This window comes from Draconibacterium sediminis (genome assembly GCF_000949475.1).
Taxonomy (GTDB): Bacteria; Bacteroidota; Bacteroidia; order Bacteroidales; family Prolixibacteraceae; genus Draconibacterium; species Draconibacterium sediminis.
Genome location: NZ_JRHC01000002.1, coordinates 142,326 through 158,753, shown reverse-complemented (window position 1 = coordinate 158,753; position 16,428 = coordinate 142,326). Strand labels below are relative to the sequence as shown.

Annotated in this window: 11 protein-coding genes; 6 read left to right on the top strand and 5 right to left on the bottom strand. The window is 40.7% G+C overall.

The window, feature by feature from the left end:
* Positions 1–54: 54 nt before the first annotated feature.
* Genes mobC through mobA form a run of 3 tightly spaced genes read right to left on the bottom strand, consistent with a single transcriptional unit; the run spans position 55 to position 3,701 of the window.
* Entirely contained in the window at positions 55–2,058 is a 2,004-nt protein-coding gene (gene mobC / locus LH29_RS10605) for a conjugal transfer protein MobC (protein WP_045029432.1), read from the bottom strand.
* A 3-nt stretch (positions 2,059–2,061) separates the two neighbouring features.
* Positions 2,062–3,285 (bottom strand): conjugal transfer protein MobB, encoded by a 1,224-nt coding sequence (gene mobB, locus LH29_RS10600; RefSeq protein WP_045029430.1) that lies wholly within the window; start codon positions 3,283–3,285, stop codon positions 2,062–2,064.
* Positions 3,270–3,701, bottom strand: coding sequence for a conjugal transfer protein MobA (gene mobA, locus LH29_RS10595; protein ID WP_045029427.1), 432 nt, complete (start codon positions 3,699–3,701; stop codon positions 3,270–3,272). The genes mobB and mobA overlap by 16 nt, the downstream gene beginning before the upstream one ends.
* Before the next feature lie 673 nt (positions 3,702–4,374).
* Between mobA and LH29_RS10585 the strand changes: the two genes are divergently transcribed.
* The 3 genes from LH29_RS10585 to LH29_RS10575 are packed head-to-tail and all read left to right on the top strand — an operon-like array spanning position 4,375 to position 6,074.
* Positions 4,375–5,136, top strand: coding sequence for a ParA family protein (locus tag LH29_RS10585; protein ID WP_045029422.1), 762 nt, complete (start codon positions 4,375–4,377; stop codon positions 5,134–5,136).
* A 5-nt stretch (positions 5,137–5,141) separates the two neighbouring features.
* Positions 5,142–5,507 carry a DUF3408 domain-containing protein gene (locus tag LH29_RS10580; protein ID WP_052670785.1) on the top strand — a complete coding sequence of 122 codons (366 nt, stop codon included), beginning with the start codon at positions 5,142–5,144 and terminating at the stop codon, positions 5,505–5,507.
* A gap of 15 nt (positions 5,508–5,522) precedes the next feature.
* Positions 5,523–6,074 carry a hypothetical protein gene (locus tag LH29_RS10575; RefSeq protein WP_045029419.1) on the top strand — a complete coding sequence of 184 codons (552 nt, stop codon included), beginning with the start codon at positions 5,523–5,525 and terminating at the stop codon, positions 6,072–6,074.
* Positions 6,075–6,161: 87 nt separating this feature from the next.
* Here the strand turns inward: LH29_RS10575 and LH29_RS23795 are convergent, their stop codons facing one another.
* Complete coding sequence (locus LH29_RS23795; protein ID WP_052670783.1) at positions 6,162–7,358, bottom strand: ATP-binding response regulator; 1,197 nt, start codon at positions 7,356–7,358, stop codon at positions 6,162–6,164.
* 8 nt (positions 7,359–7,366) lie between these two features.
* Positions 7,367–12,733 carry a PAS domain S-box protein gene (locus LH29_RS23790; RefSeq protein ID WP_052670781.1) on the bottom strand — a complete coding sequence of 1,789 codons (5,367 nt, stop codon included), beginning with the start codon at positions 12,731–12,733 and terminating at the stop codon, positions 7,367–7,369.
* A gap of 552 nt (positions 12,734–13,285) precedes the next feature.
* Here LH29_RS23790 and LH29_RS10560 point away from each other — a divergent pair.
* Genes LH29_RS10560 through LH29_RS10550 form a run of 3 tightly spaced genes read left to right on the top strand, consistent with a single transcriptional unit; the run spans position 13,286 to position 16,422 of the window.
* Positions 13,286–13,594, top strand: coding sequence for a DUF4134 domain-containing protein (locus LH29_RS10560; protein ID WP_045029416.1), 309 nt, complete (start codon positions 13,286–13,288; stop codon positions 13,592–13,594).
* A 3-nt stretch (positions 13,595–13,597) separates the two neighbouring features.
* Positions 13,598–13,927 carry a DUF4133 domain-containing protein gene (locus LH29_RS10555; RefSeq protein WP_045029413.1) on the top strand — a complete coding sequence of 110 codons (330 nt, stop codon included), beginning with the start codon at positions 13,598–13,600 and terminating at the stop codon, positions 13,925–13,927.
* Complete coding sequence (locus LH29_RS10550; protein WP_045029411.1) at positions 13,924–16,422, top strand: TraG family conjugative transposon ATPase; 2,499 nt, start codon at positions 13,924–13,926, stop codon at positions 16,420–16,422. The genes LH29_RS10555 and LH29_RS10550 overlap by 4 nt, the downstream gene beginning before the upstream one ends.
* Positions 16,423–16,428 lie beyond the last annotated feature (6 nt).

Below are 16,428 nucleotides of genomic sequence, written 5' to 3'. Positions count from 1 at the left end.
GTCTTTCATCGCAAACAGAATCATCGAATTCTTTTCTATAGAATATAGAAAAAGCTAACTCTTAATCAAATGCCCCAGTCCCGGATCGTTTTTGATTCTTTCCAATTCATCCGCAACAATTTGTGCCGTTTCGCTTTTGATGCGTGAATAATTGAAATTAATTTCCTGCTGAAGCTGGTTTTTTCCGTCCTTATCAGTGAAGTTTGTGATAACCGGGATAGGCTTATAATTTCTTGTCTCTCTGGCCACTTTCTCGTTGTCAACTACAATTTCTGCATGGAAAATCTTTTTCTCAATACGTTCGTCAAAGTTATCCGAAACGGCACCCACAAAAGTTCCCTGTGTAAGATTGCTGATTTTTGAAGCCGGAATTAAGGTATCCATCTGAGTGTTAATGGAGGTTGATTTATCCTGCCGGTTAATAGTCATCGACTGGCGTTTTTGCAATACCTTCCCAAATCGTTCCGACAAGGTTTTAGCAGTTTCACCAACCACCTGGCCGCTAAAAATATTTCCAACGGTATTCATAACAACCTTTGCTTCTTTGTCGCCATAATCCCGGTTTAGCTGCGAAAAGTCCTGAAATCCCAAACAAACCGCAACTTTATTACTTCGTGCAGTTGCAATCAAATTATCCAATCCACGGAAATATATAGTTGGTAACTCATCAATAATCACTGAACTTTTTAACTGTCCCTTTTTATTGATGAGTTTTACTATGCGCGAGTTATATAAACCCAGTGCAGCAGAGTAAATGTTCTGACGGTCAGGATTGTTACCAACACAAAGAATCTTCGGTTCTTTTGGATTATTGATGTCTAAAGTAAAATCGTTACCAGACATCACCCAATAAAGTTGAGGAGAAATCATCCTTGATAATGGAATTTTGGCACTGGCAATCTGCCCTTGCAGCTGATCTTGCGCACCGCCTTCCCATGCATCCATAAAAGGCGAGAGGTAATTTTCCAATTCTGGATATGAAGTCAAAATGGTAAAAATATCAGCATACTTTTTATTTAAGAATTCCACTGCATGAGGGAAGGTGCAATATTTTCCGTTTTTATAAATCTTCAGGTACCAGATAATAGCAGCCAGAAGGATAATTGGCGATTCAACAAAGAAATCCCCTTGTTTCTGAATCCAGGTTTTATTCAAGTTCAGCATGATCGTATAAGCCGATTCATAAGCATCGGCGATATCGGTCATAAATTCAGGAGCAATGGGATTACAACGGTGACTGCGTTCCGGGTCATCAAAATTTATTACATAAAATTTCGGAGGCACGTCGTATCTGTGTATGTTTTTCAATAGTGTATTGTAAGCAATCACGCTTAGGTCGTCAAACTTAAAATCGTAAATATACATGCTGAAACCCTTCTGAATTTGCTGCCTTATGTAATTATTTACAATGGCATAAGATTTTCCGCTTCCTGGAGTACCTAAGACAATACTTGCCCGGAAAGGATTCACAACATTAATCCAGCCATCGTAATCTGTTCCCTTATGCTTAAACCGTGTGGGGAGGTTTACAGAGTATTCATTCTCCCTTAATTGCATTTCCTGCATAAACGACTCATTTTCGTCGTTAAAAACATCCTGCATCAGGTTATTTTTTAACAAACGACTCATCCATAATCCCGATTTCAAAAGCAGGATATATCCAATTGACAACAATAAAATGTAAAGAATACTTTTTGCTATTAACGAGGTTTGAAGCTTCAGTATAAAACCATTAAAGAAATAGAAACCTAATCCGATAACGAGAAATATCATAATCTTGGTCCAAGTCACTTTCTCTGTTTTTACACCTCGTATTCCTAGGCAGGAAATTGCGAGCAAAACAAAACTTGCCAGCTTCGACCAGAATGGCATTGAAAAGATTCCTGTATATTTCTGAAAATTCAGCAGAATTTTATCGATGATGCCAACTGCTGCATGAAACTCAACAAGGATCTCATAACAAAACCAGTAAATATGAAATATTAAAATGAGGATACTCACTGCCCTGATTAGCTCAATAATTTTTGCAAGGGCTCTTACATCGTCTTCGTTTTGCATAGCTTAGTTTTTTCGTTTTTTTCTTTTCTTTCGTTTCATTCTTCTTATGAAAGCTTCCTCCTGGTAGTCTTCGCCAAGAGCATCAAGGCCGAACAATCCGGCCAGATTCTCGATGCTTGAGTCTTTGTTGTCAGGAAATTCTGAATGACCCTGTTCTGGAGACTTGAATTGTTCATCCGTATTGTTTTCAACTCCAAATCGTTCATTAAAAACATTGGCAGAAAACTCTTTACCCAGGCGTGAACCGTTAAACACAAACTTTTGCTTGTGATCGATAAAGGTTGCTCCGTAAATGCGTCCTGAATCATTTTCCCGAAACAGCACCGATATACCTTGTTTAAATAATTGGTCTTCGAAGTCTTTTCTATTCTCACTCTTATGAAATACTTTGAAGATAACGTCCTCGGGCCGTTCTTTTAGCTTTTTATTTCTGATCTGTTCTCTTGATTTTTCAATTTGAGTAAGTAGAGCTTCATGTCCCGTTAATTTCCCAAATTTTGATGACTTGATTGGATTTCCAACTACTTCTCCTTTATTGTCTAAAGCCGCATAAACAATCCCATGAAAAGGTTTCCCGTTCTTTTCACCTCTTACTTCAGTGGCTTGAACATTGTAGAATGAAAGCAAGGCCTTGTATTCATTAAACGATTGAAAGTTCCAAGTCCTCGATACAGGACGAACAACATTGGCAATTTGCTGTTTTAGATTTCCCTTTTCGAATTCAACCGGCTTTAAGTTATAAACTCCTTTCTTTTGTTTTTCATTGGCAGGTGTTAATCCAAAATTCTGCTCCAGTTCCCGACAAATACGCATGGATAGCCGGTGTTGAAAATTGTCCCGAATCATTTTCCCTGTCTCGTCAATCTTTACTGAAACAATATGCAAATGATGGCGGTCAATGTCTTCGTGCTTGTAAACGATGTAGGGTTGATTTCCATAGCCCAGTTTTGCCATGTATTGTTCAGCCAACTGAGAGAATTGTTCATCGTTTAGCTTATCCTTTGGATCAGGATTTAACGAAATATGAATAACCGGATTTTCGGTTCGTTTATTGGCACTCAAATACGGTTCAAAAGAACTCGTGCATAAACCAATTGAATACTTTCCATCAAAAGGTTCAATCATTTTGTTGACCATTAATACAGAAGCAGCATCCTTTTTTAGCTTATCGTGATTGTATGCTAATGCACTATAAATTGAACTTCCTGAGCTTATTTTTGCAACCATCTTTTTTCAAATTCTTTGGTTAAATCCAATATCTTCTGGTTTATCGCAATTAATTGAAAAGTTGCTTTCTGTAGTTGGGCAAGAAAAGCCAGTGCCTTTTTCTCCGAAAAGTTGTTTTTTATTGCTTTCGTAACCTGGTTGTAATTCACGCCAATCGCCCTGAATTGTGAATAAAAGGAGGTCAGGCGCATATAATAATCCATCGATCCCTTATCGATTTTTACCACTTTAACAGGCTTATCAAAAATGCAGGCAGTAATAAAATGTGCTTTAACTTCCATTCCCGATGCCTCGAAAAGAGCAAGAAATCGTGCATTGTCAACATCATTTAAGCTAATCGCATAACGATGTATACACGGATCTTTTTTCGGTTTACGTCCCCCTTTGTGTCTATTTCTTCGTTTTTCTATTCCCATTTTATTGTATTTAAAGCATTAATCATTACCAGAATTCTGATCAAAAATCACACGACTTCGGAGTGATGATTTTCCCCAACGGGGCAAGTGGTTTCGGGTAACCCGAAACGTTTTGAGTTACTCAAAACACAACTTGCCGTGTGCCAGTGCACACCTTGTAGCGTTACCATAAAAGTTATTGGACATAGCCGTTTTGTCGATGATGTTTTTACTCTTTAAAATTGTTGGAAACAAAGGTAGAATGGGTGTTTTGAATTCTAATTATACCGAAATAAGCCAAATACTGCCAGAGAAGGCCAAGTACTTCCAGCCCTTTAAAAAGCACGGTTTTAACAGCTTTTTATTTGTTCATTTGGTCGGTGAAATGATGGATTATTTAATGGTTGGTGTAAGCAGAGATATGTTAGTCGGAATAAATAAAATGTGAATGAAACATGTTGCAAACGAAATATTTAAAAACTGATTTTGGCAAAGAATTGAATAGTTAAGTAATGCAACAACGAAGAGCTTAAGGGGGGCAATATTTCAATGTTGAAACGTTGCAACACTTCATTAATTAAACAATGCAACACAAACTCATTTACACAGCTCATTAATCGATTATTGACTCAGACATTATCCTATTCGATTGAATAATTATAGAAATAATTTACTCATCAAAAAAACAAAGGTCATGGAAAAAGAAACATTATTTATTGCGTTCAGCACACAAAAGGGAGGTGTTGGGAAAACAGCTTTTACCGTTTTAATGTCGAGTTACCTGCACTATGTAAAAGGCCTTGAAATTGCAGTGGTGGATTGTGATTATCCGCAGCACAGTATTGCTGAAATGCGCCAGCGCGATATGGAACAGGTGATGAAGGATAACTATTATAAGCAATTAGCCTATAGACAATTTAGCACCATAAAGCGAAAGGCATACCCGGTTGAAAAAAGTATGCCCGAAGATGCCATTGATGTAGCTGAAAATCTGATCGACGGTGCAACGATTCAGCCCGATATAATATTTTTCGATCTCCCGGGAACTTTAAACAGTCGAGGTGTGGTAAAAACACTGGGCGGAATGGATTATATCTTTTCGCCGGTGAGTGCCGATCGTGTGGTGATGGAAAGCACATTGAAATTTGCCACAATGTTGAATGAAAATCTGATTAGCGTCGGGAAGAGCGATATCAAAGGTTTGTACCTGATTTGGAATATGGTTGATGGGAGGGAGAAAAACGAACTCTACGATGTGTATGAAAATGTAATTGGCGAGTTGGGCTTAAATATTCTGAAAACATTTGTGCCTGATACAAAACGTTTTCGCAGGGAGCTGACTTCCGGCCACAAGCCTGTATTCCGCTCAACTCTTTTCCCGGCTCACAACAGCCTTTTAAAAGGAAGTAACCTGATCGCACTGGCCGACGAAATCCTAAAAACCATTAAACAGTAAAATCCATGGCACGAAAGAAATATAATCCGGATGAAATAGATGAAGAATTTATCATTTCAACGATTCAGAATGAAAAACCGGAGGCCGGAAAGAGACAGGAGAAAAAGCCAACAACCGTTGTAAAACGGAAACCAACAAACCAAGCTTATGATGAGCTTTTCCTTTCGGATTCCAGAACGAAGGCGCGCTTTGGAAAGAATGTTCCTATCCGACAGGAATACCACAAACGAATTCAGCAAATTATCCGAGTGATCGGTAAGGACGAGATTTCGATTTATACCTATATCGATAATGTGCTCACACATCATTTTGACGAATTTCAGGAAGAAATAGTCAAACGATATAACGAAAACAATGAAGGTATTTTTTAACCTAAACCTGGAGTTATGATTGAATTTGTTGTAATAGTAGGGATAATCATTCTGCTACGTATTTTCTTTAAGGATTGGAGGTGTTCTTCGGCACCTGTTGCCAATGAAGAAAGAAAAAACAATTTATCAGATGAAAGTGGAATAATTGGAAAAAGCACCTTTGTTTTGAATACGGAGAGAAAGAGTCAATCCCATTCAAATTTCACGGGTAAGCTGGATATCGAAGTAGCTCTGGATTATGTGGACGTTGAGCTCGATGAAGAATTGGAAGAGCTTGGCATTGCCAACAGTCCTTTATTGGACTTAACTTTTGAGGAAATGATGGAGGTGGTTACAGAGGTTGAAAAGGACCAAGCAGAAGGGCTTGCCCAAACCGGCAGGCTACTTTACGAAAATGAAAATACCGATTGGGTAGAACAGCTGGCATCCACTTCCGAGAACTACCAAAAGCGGATTTCCGCTTTAATTGATTTGCATTTGATGAAGTTAGGGCAGAATGATGATTCTTTTTCTGATGATGAGAGAAGTGAGTTTGATATAGGGGAGTTTTTATATCCCAATACATAATTCTCTTTTATGGAAGCTTTGGATATGCGATTAAATTATTATTTCGTAACCTCATCCCAAAAATTATTGTATTTCAAAATAACAATTCTAATTCGATGAATTTAGTAGGTTGAAAATCAGAGTAATTTCAGCTCCTTTATTTTTTCGATTTGAAACAGAGATTTCTGCATGATGAAAGTCAACAATCATTTTAACTACGTATAAACCCAGTCCTTTGTTTTGGTCCACATGCTTTTCTCCTGGGGAGAATGGTTTAAAGAGGTTTTGCAGTGCATCATCAGAAAAACCTGGGCCATTGTCGATACACGTAAAAAGCAATCGATCATTCTCGGTGTATACATTCACATTAATCGCTTCTCCTTCAGGATTGTGCTGTATGGCATTTTTCACAATGTGAGAAATACAGACTGCAATTAATTGATCGTTTCCGGAGACTTTGGTGTTTTTTGTTTTACAGTTAATATTTACTGACGTTTTTTTAGTATGGATTGCTTTTGAAAGTTCTTCGAGCGTATTATGAATTGTTTCGCTAATATCAACCAGTTCAATAGGATATTGATCGGGTGAAGTCCGCATTCGGGTTATAATCAAACTCAATTGTGCAAATTCGTTCAGACGGTGCGCTGATTCATTCAGATATTCTATAAGACTGAAATATTCTGTTGAGACTAGTTGTTCCCTCAGAATTTCTGCAAAACTGATAAGTCCGTTTAGCGGCGTATTTATTTCATGGCTGATCAGTCGTAAAAAATTGACTTTGGCTTTATCCAGTTGCCTGAGTTGCCAATTTGCCGTCTCAAGATTTTTATTGGCTTCCAGTAAATCCCGGGTACGCTCCTTTACTTTTTTTTCCAGAATCACATTCACTTGCTGCAGTTTTTCGCGACTTTCTTTAAGTTCAAGATGGGTTCCAATGCGTGACAGTAACTCACCGGCATGAAATGGTTTGGTCACATAGTCTTGCCCTCCGCTCGAAAAACCTTCAATAATGTGTTCAGGTTCGGCATTGGCAGTCAGAAAAATCACAGGTAAATCCTTTAACAGCGATTTCTCCCGAATCTTTTTACAAACTTCAAATCCGTTTAGTCCAGGCATATTCACATCCAGCAATACCAAATCATAATCTTCTCCTTTTTCTCCGAGAATATCAAGTGTTTGTTGTCCTCCGGTGGCAAAGCCCACCTGGTAACTATTCTGGCGCAGAATGCTGCCGATAATCCGGATATTTTCGCTGTTGTCGTCAACAACCAAGATTTTGTACTTACTGTTGTGTGTTGTTTCCATTTCGAAAGTTATTTAAGTTTGCGGTTAAACACAAACTGAAACTCGTGCATGGTTTGTGTTAATTTATCTACTTCAAACAAGTCAGCGTATTCAATAAGTTTGTTACCCATATTAATAAGCATTTCATCATCAAAGCGGGTTCCTGCAACAACAAGCTGCTTCCCAAAATCTTCCATTTCATCCACCAGTTGGGTCTTCATTACGTGGTGGAATAAAGGAACCAGTTCGTTTTCAGCGAACTGCTTAAGTGCTTGTGGCCATTCTTTTTCGGCTTCTTCCGAAATTTCTGATTTACCCGTCCCGCTTTCTGTCTTCTTTTTGCTGTGACTAAGGTACCTGAGCAGTATATCAAACAATTGACCGAAGGCTACCGGTTTCATCAGATATTCCTCAAAATGTTCAGGAATCGCACTTTGGGCACTACCTAATTTAATGGAAGCCGAAACGGCTACACATGGAATAGAGGCGGTTTCCGGTGATTCTTTTAATAACTGTGCGGCTGCCAGACCATCCATCACCGGCATCCGCAAGTCCATCAGTATTAAATCTGGTTGTTTTTCCCGAGCCAGCCTTACTGCTTTGGCACCATTTTCGGCTTCAAGCAAGTGTGCGCCGGTGGGTGCCAGTACGTCCAACAAAAGTTTCCGGTTGTCAGCAATGTCGTCCACTACTAAGACCGTATTTCCATCCAAACGAATGTTTGAATAATCCGGCTGATGATCTGTTTTCTCCACAGACTGAACCTCGGCTTTGACAACATTCTTCAGCAGAACAGTAAATTCAGATCCTTCACCGGGAACGCTCTGGACATCTATTCGTCCCCCCATGGCTTCGGCCATTCGTCGACTGATGGCCAATCCCAACCCTGTACCGCCATAGTTTCTTTGCACCTGTCCTTGTTGTTGTACAAAGGGTTCGAAAATAACATCCAGTTGGTCTTCAGGAATTCCAATGCCAGTATCTTTGATTCTGATCTGTAAATCCACAAGACCGTTCTTCTTTTCTTCATGGTGGATATAAATGGCAATTTTCCCTTGCTCGGTAAATTTGACGGCATTACCCACCAGATTAAAAAGAATCTGCCGCAACCTGGTTTCATCAATCATCAATGGCACAATCAAATCGGTCAGTGATTCAATGGTTAATCCGAGTTTCTTTTCTGCTACTTTTTGTTCAAACATCCCACCAACTTCGCAAACAATCTTAAATACTTCAAGCTGTTCGTGTTGGATGACGATCTTTCCGGCTTCAACTTTCGACAGGTCGAGAATATCGTTAATAATATTTAGCAAAATACGTCCGCTATTTCGGATCGATTCTATCTGCGAACGTTTTTTATCATCGTTTACGGAATTATAAAGTAGTTCTGAAAAACCGATAATGGAGTTAAGCGGAGTGCGGATCTCGTGGCTCATGTTGGCCAGAAAGATACTCTTGGCTTTGTTGGCGGCGATGGCTGATTTTACCGCAGCGTTCAGTTTTTTCTGATTTAATTTTTCCTGGGTGACATCAAGCATTGAACCGATAAAAAAATCCACTTCGCTGTTCTTCAAAACCGCCTGGCCATTTACCTTAAGGTAGCGGATATTGCCCTTTTCGGTAATGTGTTTTGTGTTAAGTTCAACCGACTTCTTTTTTTGTATGCTTTTCATAATCTTCCGGTGGGCTTTTTCCCGGTATTTGAGAACCATCGATGCAATAAACTCATCGAGGGTATAAGCTTCGTTTTGCGGATCACGTTCAAAAATACGGTAAGTTTCTTCCGACCAGATGGCTTTGTTTGCCTCCGGGTGAAATTCCCAACTTCCCAGCTTTGTCATTTGCTGGGTTAGCAATAGTTTATCCTGGCTGATACGTAGTTCGCGGGTGCGCTGCTCGACCAGTTCTTCCAGCCGCAGACGATAGTTTTCCAGTTGCTGCTCATCTTTCTTTTTTTGCGTAATGTCGCGAACAAAGCGGATGGCCTTGTCATCTAAAAACGGAACGATCCTAACCTCAAAATGCGAATATATTCCTTTATAATCCACGGAAAATTCATGTGTGATTAACTCTTTAGTCTCAAGACATTCGCGAAGATGTTTCATGTTCAGTTCGGCCACCTTTTTGGGGAAAACATCGCTTAAATTTTTACCCATAAATTTATTTACAGGAACAATATAACCATCGGGATTGGTGGTATAGGCTTCCAGAAAAGTTCCTTCTGAATCGTGGACGAACAGTTTGTCGGGCAGCGAATTTATAATGGCATTTAATTTTTCGTTTTGCAAACGAATTTCTTCTTCCCGATTTTTCTTATCAGTAATATCAATGTTTGTTCCCTTGAGAGCCACCAGTTGGCCATTTTTAAAGTCGGGTACCATATTGGATTGGATCCATTTTACTGAGCCATCATTTTGGTTAAACCTGAAATCAAAAACAATAGGTGGGGCATCAGGGGAAAAAGAGTAATTGTCGGGATTCATATTCCAGGCATCATCAGGATGGACCCGGCTAAGAAAGTGTTCGAAGGTGACTGCCTCCGTCTCATCGAAACCGAATAACTTTGCATAATTTTCGGATACCGTTTGTTGGTTCGTTGCAAAATCATATCGCCAGCTGGCCATTTGGGCCAGATCCTGAGCATTCGACAGTTCAGCTTCGCGTTCGCGAAGCTGTTCTTCAGCCTCCTTGCGTTCCGAAATGTCAATAATCTGAGCCATCATGCAAGGTTCGTTATTGATGACTATGGATTCACCCCAAATGAGCACTTCGCGTTTTTCCCCTGATTTCAACCGAAGAACAGCTTCCATCCCACTTACTTGTTTTCCGGAACTGAGCGTTTCCAAAAAATGCTGTAGTTCTTCCTGGTTTGCCCAGAGCCCCAACTCGGTTGTGCTGTGGCCAATAATTTCTTCGGTAGTCAAACCAAATAAATCTGTAGCTGAGGGATTGACCATTATGATTTTCCCATCTGTAACACTCGATAGGGCAATGGCTATGGGGCTATCTTCGAAAATGGTGGCAAAGCGTTTTTCGCTTTCGAACAACTTTTCTTCGGCTTGCTTACGTTCGGTGATATCCTGCCAGCTTGTGAAAACGATTTTCTCACCCGATATTTCAACTATACTCAGGTTAACCTGAGCGATGAATTCGATACTGTCTAACGTTTTATGAACCCATTCAAAAGAATTTTTACCTTTCCTGTAAGTCTCTTTTATCAACCTTGGAGCATACACTACCGATTTTCTGCCATCCGGCTGATATTCGGGCGATAACATCGCAGGTGTTTTCCCTAATATGTCGCTACGAGGGCCCGAAAGCATTTTCTCTGCTGCTTTATTGCATTCAATAAAAGTACCGTCTTTAATCAGTAAATACGCATCAGGAGAATCGAAGAACAGGTTTCGGAAATTTTCCTCACTCTTAATCAGTTTCCTCTCAGCCTGTTTACGCTTGGTAATGTCCTGAACCATTCCTTTTAGTTTGCTTACCTTTCCGTCGGTAAGTATAGGAGTGCAAACTGCTCGCACCCATTTCCGGGTTCCTTTAACAGTGGTCATTTCTACCTCAAGGTCGTAAGGTAGGCCTTTGGTTAGCGCGGCTTCAAAAGCCGGTTCAATCAGCTCCTTTGAACCGGGTTCAAACCGACTTAACTCTTCGTTAGAGTTGGGATTGTATTTACTTTTTTCGCGGTCGTGGATGGCAAAGGTTTCGTCAGTCCATACCTGTTGCATCGTTGTGCAGTTGAGCTCCCAACCTCCTATTTTTGCGATTTTACCAGTTTCATTCAGCAAGGCTTCATTACGCTGCAGGGCTTCTTCGGCCCGCTTTCGCTCAGTAATATCCTCGGTGAAAATAATGATCCCACCCACCTGCTTGTCAGCTGTAAGCCAGGGACGAATTTCCCATTTTAAATATTGGATAGTACCATCGTGTCTTACAAAAATATCGTCATCATCTCGAATGATTTCTCCATTCAGTCCGCGCTGGTGCAGGGCCTTCCATTCATCGGTTATATCCGGAAATACATCATAATGCGACATCCCGATAAAGTCTTTCCCTGAAAGCTGGTAGTTATCAAGCCATTTGTTACTAACGGCCAGGTAGGTCATATCGCGGTCGAACATAGCAAGCGATGCCGGGGCATGTTGAATAAACAAGCTTAATCTTTCTTCACTCTCTGCTAACAGCTTTTCTGCTTTTTTGCGGTCGGTAATATCATGTGGCATTACCAGTCGGGCTTTTCTTCCCTGGTATGTCAAGCGGTAGGATATTACTTCGACGTCAATCAATTCCCCGTTCTTTTTCCGATGTCGCCATTCCCCGGCATTATTCAAAGACATACTGGTACGTTCTATGTCTTTCAGAAGTTTTGGTACATTAACTTTCTGACGGATGTCTCTAATGCTCATGTTCATGAACTCCTCGCGACTGTACCCGTATTTGCTCAGTGTAGCATCGTTTACTTCCAGAAAACTCAAAGTTTCCAGATCGTAAATCCACATGGGCTGCGGGTTTTGAAGGAAAAGCTTCCGGTAGCTTTTTTCATTTTTCTGAAGCAGTTGAAGGTTTTGTTCCTGATCTGTGATATCGCAGGCAGACAAAATATAGAAATGTCCCAAGTTTTCTGAAAGCTTAACTGGGCCACCACTAATTTGAACGAATCTTGAAAAGCTGTTGTCCTTTGGCGAAACCTTCATTTTCTCCTGAAAGACAGTCTCGCCATTAAATATCCGTGCAGATGGCCATTGTTCAGGAGCAAGCAACTGCCCGCTGCTGTCGTATACATCAAAAGCGCTGGTCATTTGCTCGTAGGTCCAGTCCAACATATCACCCAACAGGGGTTTAAAAAGTTCGGCATACCCCCGGTTGGTGTATACCACGGTTCCTTCGTGACTGATCACCAGAATCGCTTCATTTAAATTGTCGAGCGCAGTAGTCAGAACTTCCAGCTTATTTCCCGGTTTTGAAGAACAATATTTAGTTTCTGGTCCGGCTTCGCTTTGTTCTTTTGTCACGAATGTGAAAATAACCGTTTCAGATGGTTGGCTTCCTTCTTTCATCTCTGGTATGCAATGGGTTTCCAACCAAACGATTCCCTGGTCCGAAGGGAGTACAGCTCCAATCATCACACCCGAAAGGGGTTCGCGACGGTTTATACACTGTGCCACCGGGTGTTCTTCAGTAGAAAGCGGTGCGCCGCGTTGATTGATCCATTTTACACCAGCCGGAAAAGAGGCTGTGTTGGCTCCAATCTTATCGAGTGCACTGCGTGCGGCGGCATTGGCATACAATACTTTCATTTCAGTGCTCAGAGTCATCACGGCCCACGGTAAAAAATCTAACGTTTCTACATTTAGGTGTGAGTTCATATCTTCAGTTAGTCTTTTTTTCATACTGTATTCGTAATATAAAAAAAAATGAAGACATTATTATTCCCAATCAGTACATTGTATTAAAAAGTCTAGACATTCATTACTTATAAGTCTGTCTTATCAGGTAACACCAGAAGGTATAATAAGAAAATTAGTAATTTTTTAATAAGATTGGAAATAGAGATCATTATTGGGGTAGTAGAAATAAATACGGTGTTTTAAGCTAATAAAATGAAATTTATTTAAAATAACTATGGACTTATCAATGCATTGGTTATTCTTCTTATTCCTATTTAATAACTAAATTCTTATTTTTTAGGGAACCAACGCCAAATACCGCCACAAACAACCACTTACATCCAACTTTCATTTCCCCAGCTTTTAAGCCCATACATTTGGTTCAAAAGCAGCAAAACTGCTGTCTGAAAACGAACTAAATGGTATAGCTTATGAAAGAAAAAGACTACGGGTAAAATTTGGACCTTCGCAGAGTGGTAATCACCACACTTTAATCAAAAAATCAAAGTAAAACAGTCTCTGGTCTGGGGGACCGGGGAGCAAAAACAAAATGCTATGAAACAAATCAATTCATATAAAATATCCATCACCTTAATCTTCACCTTTCTGGCAACGGCCATTTTTGCCCAGGGCGATGGCTCCGCCGGAATCACCGAAGCCACCAATATGGTCACCTCGTATTTCGATCCGGCAACAAAACTGATTTATGCCATCGGTGCCATTGTGGGATTGATCGGTGGAGTAAAAGTATATTCTAAATTTTCAAGTGGCGATCCCGACACTGGAAAAACTGCAGCTGCCTGGTTTGGAGCCTGTATTTTCCTGATTGTTGCTGCCACTATTTTACGTTCTTTCTTCCTGTAAGCTATGGCAGTGTATTCCATCAACAAAGGGGTAAATAAGCCCGCCGAGTTTAAAGGATTGCAAAGCCAGTACCTGTTTCTTTTTGCAGGCGGTCTGCTGGGAACATTCGTGGTTTTCATTGTTATGTACCTGACCGGTATCAACCAATGGGCCTGTATTTTTACAGGGCTTATTCTTGCTTTTGTGGTTGTCTGGCTCACCTTCTCTTTAAACAGAAAATTCGGGCGTTACGGGTTAATGAAATTACAGGCGAGGCATAATTTCCCACGCCGAATTATCAACCGTAGGAGTATTCCCCGTTTGTTCAAAACCAACAGAAAGGAGGCAGTATGAGAAACACATTAAAAGCTGCTACTTTGGAAAGCCGGTTTCCGTTACTTGCAGTGGAGCAGGGGTGTATTATCAGCAAAGATGCTGATATAACCATTGCTTTTGAGGTAAAGCTCCCGGAACTATTTACGGTTACAACGGAAGAATATGAAGCCATGCACTCGGTGTGGAATAAGGCAATAAAGGTTTTGCCCGATTATTCTATCGTGCATAAACAGGATTGGTATATAAAAGAGAACTATAAAACCGAAAAACCACAGCAGGATTTAAGTTTTTTAAGTTCTTCGTTTGAACGGCACTTTAACGAGCGTCCGTATTTGAATCACACCTGTTATTTGTTCCTAACCAAAACAACAAAGGAACGCAGCAAACAACAAAGCACCTTTAGTACACTGGGAAGGGGATTTATCGTGCCCAAAGAGATAAAAAATAAGGAAACTGTTCTGCGTTTTGTGGAAGCCGTAAACCAGTTTGAGCAAATCGTTAACGACAGCGATTTTATAAAACTCAGGCGTTTAACAGCCGACCAGATTACCGGGACTGAAGCCCATGAGGGAATAGTGGAAAAGTATTTTTCACTTTCCCATGGGCAGAATAATGTATTGAAAGATCTTACCTTAAATCCGGGAGAACTGAAAATCGGCGACAACTCGCTGATACTTCATACGCTTTCCGATTTAGACGATCTGCCTGCTAAAGTATCAACCGAAAGCCGCTACGAAAAACTGTCGACTGACCGGAGTTCCTGTTTACTCTCGTATGCCGCTCCGATAGGTTTGCTTTTGCCATGCAACCATATTTACAATCAGTACATTTTTATAGATGACCATACCACCAATCTCGCCCGTTTCGAGAAAATGGCGCGTAATATGCTTTCGCTTTCCAGGTACAGCCGTGCCAACCAGATTAACAAACAATGGTTAGACGAATACCTGAACGAAGCACACAGCAAAGGATTGGTTTCGGTACGCATGCATTGCAATGTACTGGCATGGAGTGACAGATCCGAAGAGCTACGCCAAATTAAAAACGATGTGGGCTCGCAAATTGCCCTGATGGAATGCAAACCACGGTACAACACCGTTGATGTTCCCACCCTGTATTGGGCAGGCATCCCCGGTAATGCAGCCGATTTTCCTTCAGAAGAATCGTTTTATACGTTCACCGAGCAGGCTTTGTGCTTTTTTACCGGCGAAACCAATTACCAAAGTTCATTATCGCCGGTGGGCATAAAAATGGTCGATCGATTAACCGGTAAACCTTTGCATCTGGACATTTCAGATCTGCCAGTGAAAAAAGGAATAATTACCAACCGTAACAAGTTTATTCTTGGTCCTTCGGGCAGTGGAAAATCCTTTTTTACCAACCACATGGTCCGGCAATATTACGAGCAGGGTACACATGTCCTTCTGGTAGATACCGGTAACAGCTACAAAGGTTTGTGCGATTTAATACATTATAAAACCAGGGGCGAAGACGGGGTTTACTTTACGTATACCGAGGACAACCCGATTGCATTTAATCCGTTTTACACCGACGATGGTGTGTTTGACATTGAGAAAAGGGAAAGCATTAAAACGCTGATCCTTACCCTCTGGAAAAGCGAGGATGAGGCACCCACACGTTCCGAAGAGGTGGCACTGTCAAATGCGGTTAACTTGTATATCGGGAAGTTAAAGTTGGACGGTAAGGTAGCTCCGTCTTTTAATACCTTTTTTGAGTTTGTACGTGATGAGTACACGGAGTTGCTCCAATCGAAAAAGGTACGCGAAAAGGACTTCGATGTAGCCAATTTCCTGAATGTACTGGAACCTTATTACCGGGGCGGTGAATACGATTACCTGCTGAATTCAGACAAACAAATGGATTTGCTGAACAAACGTTTTATCGTTTTCGAGCTGGATAATATCAAGGATCACAAGGTGCTTTTTCCCATTGTAACCATCATTGTCATGGAAGCTTTTATCAACAAAATGAGGCGATTAAAAGGCATCCGTAAGATGATTTTAGTGGAAGAGGCATGGAAGGCCATTGCCAAAGAAGGAATGGCCGAATACATCAAATATTTATTTAAAACCGTACGCAAATTCTTTGGTGAGGCAATAGTTGTGACACAGGAAGTGGATGATATTATCGCTTCGGAAATTGTGAAGGAAAGTATCATCAATAACTCCGATTGCAAGATCCTGCTTGACCAACGCAAGTACATGAACAAGTTCGCTTCCATTCAGGAGCTGCTTGGATTGACTGAAAAAGAAAAATCACAGATTCTATCCATCAATCTGGCCAACCACCCGCAACATCACTATAAGGAGGTGTGGATTGGTTTGGGAGGTGTACAATCTGCGGTTTATGCCACCGAAGTCTCTTTGGAGGAATATTACACTTACACCACCGAAGAAACCGAGAAACTGGAACTTACCCGTTTAACCGAACAATTGGACGGGAATATTGAGCTTGCCATTAAACAACTGGCGGCAAGCAAACGCAAGTCTTAAATCTTC

Coding starts and splice junctions, on each gene's coding strand:
- mobC (WP_045029432.1), bottom strand. CDS start 2,058: ATGCAAAACGAAGACGATGTAAGAGCCCTTGCAAAAATTATTGAGCTA.
- mobB (WP_045029430.1), bottom strand. CDS start 3,285: ATGGTTGCAAAAATAAGCTCAGGAAGTTCAATTTATAGTGCATTAGCA.
- mobA (WP_045029427.1), bottom strand. CDS start 3,701: ATGGGAATAGAAAAACGAAGAAATAGACACAAAGGGGGACGTAAACCG.
- LH29_RS10585 (WP_045029422.1), top strand. CDS start 4,375: ATGGAAAAAGAAACATTATTTATTGCGTTCAGCACACAAAAGGGAGGT.
- LH29_RS10580 (WP_052670785.1), top strand. CDS start 5,142: ATGGCACGAAAGAAATATAATCCGGATGAAATAGATGAAGAATTTATC.
- LH29_RS10575 (WP_045029419.1), top strand. CDS start 5,523: ATGATTGAATTTGTTGTAATAGTAGGGATAATCATTCTGCTACGTATT.
- LH29_RS23795 (WP_052670783.1), bottom strand. CDS start 7,358: ATGGAAACAACACACAACAGTAAGTACAAAATCTTGGTTGTTGACGAC.
- LH29_RS23790 (WP_052670781.1), bottom strand. CDS start 12,733: ATGAAAAAAAGACTAACTGAAGATATGAACTCACACCTAAATGTAGAA.
- LH29_RS10560 (WP_045029416.1), top strand. CDS start 13,286: ATGAAACAAATCAATTCATATAAAATATCCATCACCTTAATCTTCACC.
- LH29_RS10555 (WP_045029413.1), top strand. CDS start 13,598: ATGGCAGTGTATTCCATCAACAAAGGGGTAAATAAGCCCGCCGAGTTT.
- LH29_RS10550 (WP_045029411.1), top strand. CDS start 13,924: ATGAGAAACACATTAAAAGCTGCTACTTTGGAAAGCCGGTTTCCGTTA.